The sequence below is a fragment of the Streptomyces sp. SID12501 genome, assembly GCF_010550245.1.
Taxonomy (GTDB): Bacteria; Actinomycetota; Actinomycetes; order Streptomycetales; family Streptomycetaceae; genus Streptomyces.
Window position 1 is genome coordinate 194,862 of sequence record NZ_JAAGLU010000017.1, and the last position, 8,273, is coordinate 203,134.

The 8,273-nt window shown below is 68.6% G+C and carries 6 protein-coding genes; 4 read left to right on the top strand and 2 right to left on the bottom strand.

Annotated features, from left to right (window positions below; all coding sequences use genetic code 11):
- The first annotated feature begins 128 nt into the window (after positions 1-128).
- From G3I71_RS22040 to G3I71_RS22055, 4 genes are all read left to right on the top strand, one after another.
- Positions 129-515, top strand: a complete 387-nt coding sequence (locus G3I71_RS22040; RefSeq protein ID WP_164316545.1) for a helix-turn-helix domain-containing protein — start codon at positions 129-131, stop codon at positions 513-515.
- A 61-nt stretch (positions 516-576) separates the two neighbouring features.
- Positions 577-1,809, top strand: a complete 1,233-nt coding sequence (locus tag G3I71_RS22045) for an LLM class flavin-dependent oxidoreductase (protein WP_164316546.1) — start codon at positions 577-579, stop codon at positions 1,807-1,809.
- A gap of 88 nt (positions 1,810-1,897) precedes the next feature.
- A complete protein-coding gene (locus G3I71_RS22050; RefSeq protein WP_164316547.1) occupies positions 1,898-2,623 on the top strand; it encodes a siderophore-interacting protein in 726 nt (241 codons plus the stop codon).
- Between the two features lie 33 nt (positions 2,624-2,656).
- The gene (locus G3I71_RS22055; RefSeq protein ID WP_164316548.1) at positions 2,657-5,695 is read left to right on the top strand and encodes a BTAD domain-containing putative transcriptional regulator; all 3,039 of its coding nucleotides are present in this window, start codon (positions 2,657-2,659) and stop codon (positions 5,693-5,695) included.
- Between the two features lie 174 nt (positions 5,696-5,869).
- Here G3I71_RS22055 and G3I71_RS22060 read toward each other — a convergent pair whose 3' ends face one another.
- Together G3I71_RS22060 and G3I71_RS22065 are read right to left on the bottom strand one after the other, a co-directional pair.
- Positions 5,870-6,019, bottom strand: a complete 150-nt coding sequence (locus tag G3I71_RS22060) for a hypothetical protein (protein ID WP_164316549.1) — start codon at positions 6,017-6,019, stop codon at positions 5,870-5,872.
- Positions 6,020-7,224: 1,205 nt separating this feature from the next.
- Positions 7,225-8,049, bottom strand: a complete 825-nt coding sequence (locus tag G3I71_RS22065) for a tetratricopeptide repeat protein (protein ID WP_164316550.1) — start codon at positions 8,047-8,049, stop codon at positions 7,225-7,227.
- Between the last annotated feature and the right edge of the window lie 224 nt (positions 8,050-8,273).

An 8,273-nucleotide genomic window follows, 5' to 3' on the forward strand; every position in this document is an offset into this window, starting at 1 on the left:
AGGGCCGACCCCACCAGGGCACAGCCCAGCAGGCAGGGGCCGACCTCCGACGCGGCCACGGCCACGACGACGTACGACGTGAGGCGTCGCACCACGATGCCTCCGCCGTACCGGAGCGGACACACACCATGACCACCCCACAACGCTCTCAGCCGGACCCCTGGTCCGAACCTCCACAGCCGGCCCAGCCCGACCCGGCCCTCACTCGGGCCTTCACCCTCCTCGGTGAACCATGGAACGGCCTGATCATCGCGGCCCTGGCCAAGGGCTCGGCCGACTTCGCCCAGGTGCGCGAGCGAGTCCCCGGCATCAGCGACGACACGCTCGCCGACCGCCTCAAGGACTTGACCACCGTCGACCTCGTCACCCGGACCGCCCACCCCGGACCGCCACCCCGCAGCGAGTACGCCCTGGCTCCCCACGGCAATGCCTTCCTCATCCCCCTGGCCGCACAGGACCACCTCCCGGCGAGGGACTCACCGACACCGGCCGGGCCGCCCGCCCCGAGCCGATGACGGCGGCGCGGCCGACGCCGTGGCTTCGTCGGCCACCACACCCACCCTGCAAGGAGACACCGTGAAAACACTGGTCTGGTGCAGCAGTGTCATCCCCGTAGAGCCCTCGGAACGTCGCTCGGGGCGCCCGATCGGCCGGGACATCCATGCCTTCCAGGCCATGCTGCGCAACTACGAGGACATCGCCCGCTGGGCCGACGCGTTCGGCATGGACGGTTTCGGCAGCGCGGAACACCATTTCCAGACCGAGGGCGGCGAGAACATGCCCAACAGCCTGCTGCTCTACGCGAAACTCGCGGCGCAGACCAGGCAGATCATGTTCGCCCCGATGTCTATCGTGCTCCCCGCCCACAATCCCCTGCGCGTCGCCGAGGACCTCGCGATGTTCACCCACATGTTCCCCGGCCGGCTCGGCGTCTCCTTCGCCCGCGGCCATCAGACCCGCTGGATGCAGACCCTGACCCAGGACGACGCCGTCGTCTCCGGCCATCCGGGCTCCGACGCCCGTAACCGGGAGGTCTTCGACGAGTACCTGTCGATCGTGGAACGGGCCTGGGCCGAGGACTCCTTCCAGCACAAAGGCAAGCACTACCAGGTGCCCTATCCGGCCGGCGGCATCCACAACTGGCCGCCCGCCGACTGGACCCGCACCTACGGCGGCCCGGGCGAGGTCGACGAAGACGGCACCGTGCGTCAGATCGGGGTGGTGCCAAAGCCCGTACACAGGCCGACGGTCTTCATCCCCACCAGCGCCTCACCGCAGACCGTGATCGACGCCGCCCGCAGCGGACGAACCCTGCTGCTCAAAGCAGGCAGCCGGGAGAAGGTGCGCTCGATCGCCGAGCTGTACCGCGACACTGCCCGCGCACACGGCCGCGACCTGCGGCTCGGCGAAGGCGTGGGCGTGGTCGCGAAGCTCTTCCTCGGCGACACGTTCGACGAGGCGTTCGACCTCGCCGTCCAGACCTCGGGCTACTGGTACCAGGGCCTCTTCCAGGCCTTCGGCTGCAACGAAGGCCTCCGTACCACCGCCGACGACCCCCGCCGCCCCCTGCGTCTGGACGACGCGCGAGCACTGACCCGCCGCATGCACGCGGCGGGCCTGCTCCTCTGCGGTACCGCGGACCAGGTCCGGGACCAGATGAAAGACGTACAAACGGTTTACGGCGGCGGCCGGTTGGACTGGTTCGTCTGGGAGTACTGGGCACAGGCGCTGCCCGGTGTCGACGCACCGGACATCCAACGCGAGCAACTCAAGACCTACGCCGAGCAGATCATGCCGACGTTCCGCTGATCGCCCGCGCGTGACGGGACCCCTCACACGTCACACGGCCGTACCGCCGTGTACGCGCTTCGCACAATCCACTACCAAGGAGTGACCGATGCCCAGCCTGCCCGCGCCCTTCGCCCGGATGATCGAGGTCCGCGGAATGCCGTGCACGGTGACCGATACAGAGGATCTGTCGCCGTCGTTCCGGCGTGTCCACCTCGCAGGCGAGCGACTGAAAGGGCGTGAGTGGGCGCCGTGCCAGGTGACCACGCTCCTGGTCTCACCGACGGCGTTCCGGCGATACACGCCGGACGCGGTCGATGCTGTCACGGGACGCATGTCCATCCTGTTCTATCGGCACAGCGCCGTTGTCCCGGGCCCGCCTTCACCCGGTGATGCGTGGCTGGACGGTCTCGCGGTCGGCGACCCGGTCTCCGTGATGGGGCTGGAGGCGACGCGGAGCTTCCGGGCACGTGCCGAACCGGGGACCACATTCGTGTGCGGCGATGCCACCACGGTGGGCCTGTGGTCCTCGATGATCCGCTGGCTGGGTGACCGGGGCCGGGTGCGTGGTGTGGTCGAGGTGCCCGCACAGGACGTACCGCTGGTGCGGGACCTGCTGCCCGGTGTACAGGTCGTCGCGCAGAGCCCGCAGCCAGGGGAGGCGCTGTTGTCCTGGCTGGGCGATGCCCCACCGGAGGCGGTCACACACGCCTATCTGTCCGGGCATGGGCAGACCATCCAGCGCGCGCGGAATCTGGTCCGTACCCGGTATGACCTGCACCGATCCGCCATCTACACACAGCCGTACTGGGCGACGGGGAAAGTGGGCCTGTGAGATCCTCTGGCAATTCCCCCGGTTGAGGTGGCCATGGACGACCCCCGACAGACGGTGCCGCACGCCGTAGGTCTGATCCAGCACAAGATCTCCGTTCCGGACGTACCCGAGCGTCTGGTGCCACGGCCCAGGATCGAGACAGCTCTCGGCGCGCTGATCGAGCGACGTCAGGTGGTGCTCGTACTGGCGACCGCCGGCGCCGGCAAGACCACCGCCATCAGCCAGGCGACAGCACACCTGCCCCACCCGGTGGCGTGGCTGTCGGTCGACGCGACCGACGCCCAGCCGGGACGTCTGCTCGCCTACCTCGAAGACGCACTGGCACAGCACGCACCCGCCGCACACCAGGTGGCGACCCGCGCGCTGCGCGCGGGCATCCAGCACACGGAGTCCGCCGGGCTCCTCGCCGAGTCCCTGCGGGGACACGCGCTGGTGCTGGTACTCGACAACCTGGAACGCCTCGGGGTGTCCGGGGAGGGCTGGGAGGCACTCGGCTCCTTCCTGCATTACCTGCCGCGCACGGTGCGCGCGGTCCTGGTCAGCCGACGGGACATCCCGTCGGCGGTCCACCGGCAACTCGACCCGACCGCCGTCGCCTCCCTCCGCGAGGAGGACCTCGCCTTCACCGTCGAGGAGGCCGCCGACGCCCTGCGGCTCAACAACAACGCCACGATCGATCCGGCGGAGGCCGTGTCGGCGACGGGCGGCTGGGTCACCGGTGTGCTGTTCGAAGCCTGGCGCTCCGAGGAGCACACCGCGGTCGTCGGAGGCGAGGCCGACCCTCTGCACGGCTACATCTCCTCCCGGATCCTCGCCGAACTGCCCGACGCAGACCGGGACTTCCTCGTCACGGCAGCGGTCCTCGACGAGGTGACGGCCGAGCGGGCGCGGGCTCTCGGCCTCGACGCGTCGGCGAGACGGATGCAGTCGCTGCGCTCGGTCCGGCTGCCCGTCGTCTGGTCCCGGGACGGGCGCACGATGCGCTGCCACCCGCGGCTGCGGGAGTTCCTGCTGGAGCAGCTCGGCCTGCGCGACGACGAGGAGCTGCGCCGGATCCGCCTCGCCCACGGCCGGCTGCTGGCCGGTGAGGGCCACGACGAGGAGGCCACCGAGGTCCTGCTGCAGGCCGGAGAGGCCGCCGAGGCGCGCGTCTGCGGAGCGCGGGTCATCCGGCGGGTGATCGAGCGGCTCGACCTCCCCGTCGCCGAGCGGTGGCTGGACGCGTTCGGCCCGGTCGGCCGCGAACCCCATGAACCCCATGAACTGACCACGGCACGCCTCATGCTTGCCTGGGCGCGCGACGACTATCGCGGGGGCATGGCCATCGCTGACGAGCTCCTCAAGGCCGGTACCCGCGACGAGATCGCCCGGGCGTCGGAACGGGCGGCGGCGCTGATGATCTACTGCTACGCCCAGTGCGGCCGCCCCGCGGACGTGGAGGAGATCCTGCGGCTGGCCGGCCCCGGCGCGGAGGTGGCCGCCGTACGTTACTCACTCGGCACGATGTATCCCTCATACCGCATCGACACGCCACCGGAGCTGACCGGCGGTCCGTTCGACGCGTGCGTGCTGTTCGCCAAGTATTGGTTCGGTCACCTGAGCGACCTGGACATCTCCCTGGAGTCGCACTGGGGCACCTCCCTGGCCACCCCGTGGCAGATCGCGGCGCTCCGCGCGCAGGGCCACACCCGCCGGGCACTGGAGCTGTACGAACGGACCCGCGACTCGCTCTCCAACTCCCTGAGCCTGCACGCAGTGGTGCCGGAACTTCTGCTGGACGCCGGGCGCCCCGACGAAGCGATCACGGCCCTGGAGGAAGGCCGCAGGCTCGCCCTCGACGCCGGGGCGCACACTTGGTACCTCGGTTTCACGGAAGGGCTGGTCAGGCTCAGGATCCTCGACCGCCGCGACCCCGAGGTGTCCATGGCACTGCTCGACGGCCTGGACAACGACCCGCTCATCGAACACGCGGTGCAGCTCAGCGCCAAAGCCCGTGCGTGGCGAGGCTGGCTCCTGCTGCGCAGCGGCGCGGATGCCGACGCGCTCGACTGTCTGCGCGAGGCCGTTTCGCTGCTGAAAGCCGGTGGCCTCTTCCTGGAGCTGCCCATCGCAGCGGTTCTTCTGGCGGAGGCGGAGTGGCGCGTCGGCCACGAGGACGAGGCCGACCGGGCCGCCGACCTGGCCCTTGAAGTGTCGGGCCGCCAGGGCTCCCATCACGTACTGCTCCAGGTCCTCACCGAGTTCCCCGCTGTCGTCTCCCGTCGCATCGACGCCGAGGCCGAAACGGACACCCGGTGGCACGCGATCGGCCGGGCGCTCGCCGCCCAGGGAGCGAACATCCAGGTCACGGAGCGCCTGCCGACAGTGACGGTCGTGGAGTTCGGACGCCACGCCCTGATCGTCGACGGCGTCGAGGCCCGCCTGCGCATCAGCAAGAGCCTGGAGCTGCTCTCCTACCTGAGCAGCAGACCCGGCCACGCCACCGATCGCCCCCAGATTCTGGAGGCGCTGTTCGCACGCGACGACCGGTCCACCCGCGCCTACCTGCGCCAGGCCGTCCACCAGCTGAACCTGGCCCTGCCGCCACAGCTGCGCCTCACCGTCGAACAGAACAGGCTGTCCATCGCCGAAGAGGTGGTGCGGGGGTGCCAGTCGCTGCTGATGGAAGCAGACCTCGCTCACGCCCACCGACTGGCCGGGCGGGCAAGGCTGTCGGCGATCGAGTCGCTGCTTGCCCGCAACGAGGGCGACTACCTGCCGGACCGCGCCTCGCAGTGGGTGGAGGAACGGCGCCGGACGCTGTCCCGGCAAGCCGCCGACGCCCTCTCATCGGCGGCCGACCTCGCCCTGCAGCTGCACCAGTACAGCGACGCCGTCCGCCTGTGCGAGCGGGCGACCGCGATCGACCCGCTCCGCGAGGTGGCCTGGCGCGTACGGATGCGCGCGGCGAACGCGCTGGGCGACGACGACGGAGTCCTCACTGCGTTCCAGGGCTGCGAGACGGCACTGGCCCAGATCGGCACGACGCCCTCTCCCAGCACCCGCAAGCTGCTCAAGCAGCTACAGCGGTAGCGCAGTTGTTCCGCCGTCGGCCCAGCGGCGCGGCGGGCGTACGACACCAGGTATGGGCAGCGCCCGGCGAGATGGTCACCACAGCACGCCCGCGGTATCGGCAACGGCGCCTTTTCATGGGACTGATCTGCGCCGGTCACAGCTGGGGCGCCTCATGGTTTGCGTCCCTCCGCTTCAGCGACAGAACTCCCAGGTGATGTGGGAGTCCGTCACCTCGGTCACGGTCACCGGGATGCCGACGGTGGTGCCGTCGTTTCTCATGCGTCGGAGTATCCGTACAGGCGATTCCGGGAGGACGTCGTCGCCGCCTTGGTCGGCCTGCACGCACCTTCGCTTGCCTGAGGCGGAGCCTCTGGGCGTTGGAAGGGAAATCCGCCGCGCCATGGTTCAACCGCGTCGGCTGAGCTGGAGCGACGCCCGGGATTCCGTATGGGGCAGGCTTTCAAGGAGCGTCAGGGGCCGTTGAGGGGCCGCAAGGACAGGAACAGACCGACAAACATTGCACAGGGCTGACACGGATCAGCACGTCTGACCTGCAAGAACGGCGTGAATCGGCACTGATCGGCAAGGGCCGCCAAGATCCCCAATGGACTCATAATCCGTCGGCCGTGGGTTCGAGTCCCACCCGCCCCACTGTGCGCTACGCGGGGAGAAACCTTCTGACCAGCAACTTTTGCTAGTTGATCGGGTGGCTGAGGGGTTCGATCCTGCTTAGTCGATCACGATTTCATGATCGGCAGGACAGAATTCGGGACACTGATTTCAGGGCAAACTTGGGCATGTCGTGCAGCCGTGTTCTCACGCTGCGAGGCAAGGCGTTAATGCGTCGTCCCGGGCGGCAACGTTCTGGTCCGAGCAGGGTTCAGGGACGAGTTCGGGTCCTGGTCCTTGGCGAGGTCGCCCAGGCTCACGATGTCGATCAAGCGGTTGTCCTCGATCACCGGGAGGCGGAGGGCGGCGTTTTCCGCATCAGCGCATCGGCGCTATCTGCGGTGGGGGCCGTGACCGCAGCGGCTGTGATGGGGCGTCACGTAACGGCCCGAACTGAAAGCGGCCCCGCAGGTGCCGGAGATGGCGCTGGAACCCACACCTTGCCCGAAGCGGCACAAGGCTACCGAGGCTGTCGGCCCGCGAAGGCTTTGTCGGTGGCCGGTAAGGCCTTCGTCCGCTGCCTCGTGTCCGAGAAGTCGGACAGTCGAAGGTTGCCCCGGAATCACGGGCCAGGGTGCGTGGGTAGCGGGGCGAGCAGCAAGGTTCCGTGTCAGATCCCATGGGCATCGTGGTCACCGCTCGGACTGCCCGCCACGCTCGAACGAGCGCCAGCATCCGAAAGGGATCCAGTACCCAATTCGGCCGTTGCCCCACCGATCCGGTGATATGGGGCTCCATTGGTTGTGATGTGCGCATGCCGTGTCGGCAGAAGCGCGTCCAGATCTGTTGTCACAGGCAGGGGACGGCCGCCCTTCGCCGTAGGCGCGGCCGCCCCAGACATCGGACTGATTCATCCAGGCAGGCCAGCCGGATCCCGATCAGAGGCCGAGCAGGTCGCCCCTCACGTCGACCGCGTCGGGGTGACCGAGGTCTTCGAGGGTCACGAGTGCGCGGAGCCAGTGGACCCGGGCTTCGGCGACTCGGCCGATGTTCTTGAAAGCGCGCGCGAGAATGCGCAAGGTGTCCGCCTCGCTGAGGCGATTGCCGAGCTCCTCGTGCAGCGAAAGCGCCTGTGAGGCGAAGTGGACCGCTTCCTTGAAGCGCTGCCGGGAGAGGTAGGTGTTGGCGAGCTTGTCCAGTACCAACGCTTCCCCGTGAGCACTACCGAGGTCACGGAAAATCGTCAAGGACTGTTGCAGGGAGCCGATCGCTTCGTCATAGCGTTTCAGCGCACTGTAGGCGGGGGCGATGTTCTCCAGGGAGTGGGCGGTCAGAAGGACATCGTCGTTGCGTTCGGCGGCGATCAGAGCTTGGTCCAGTTGGTCGATCGCCTCGCTGAAACGACCGAGGGACACCAAGCAGTCTCCGATGCTGTTGAGGCACCACCCTTCGTCCTGGCCGAGCTCTCGGCTGACTGAGAGAGCCTCACGGTTGCGCTGCAGGCTCTCCTCGTACGCCCCGCAGTAGGAGAGCGCGGCCCCGAGAGACCGCAAGGTGATCGCCTCAGCATGTGCGTCACCCAGGCGACGGGCGGCAGCAACAGCGGTCTCAGAGGCCATGACCCAGTCGGTGGTCGGCCGTCGCAGCTGGAAGAATGTCCTGAGGACGATCGGCAACTGCCACGCCACGACGTCCTCGCCCACCTCGGCGGCCTGGCGGCAGGCTGCGAGGAGATTTACGAACTCCGTCTCATACCAGTTCATCGCCGTGGTGTGGGAAGGGAAGCCGATGGTCAGCGCAGGTGGGGGACTGTCGCCCGTCGTCCGGTCGAAAGGCGTCGGCCCGAGGCGGACGTCGAGCGCCCTAGGGCCTGTGTGGAGTCGTGATCTGGTGAGCCCCCGGTGTGGGAAAGCCGGGGGTCCTGGAGTAAAACGGTGGGGTGTCTCGACCTCAACTTTCGGATGCCGAGTGGGAGTTCATCTCCCCG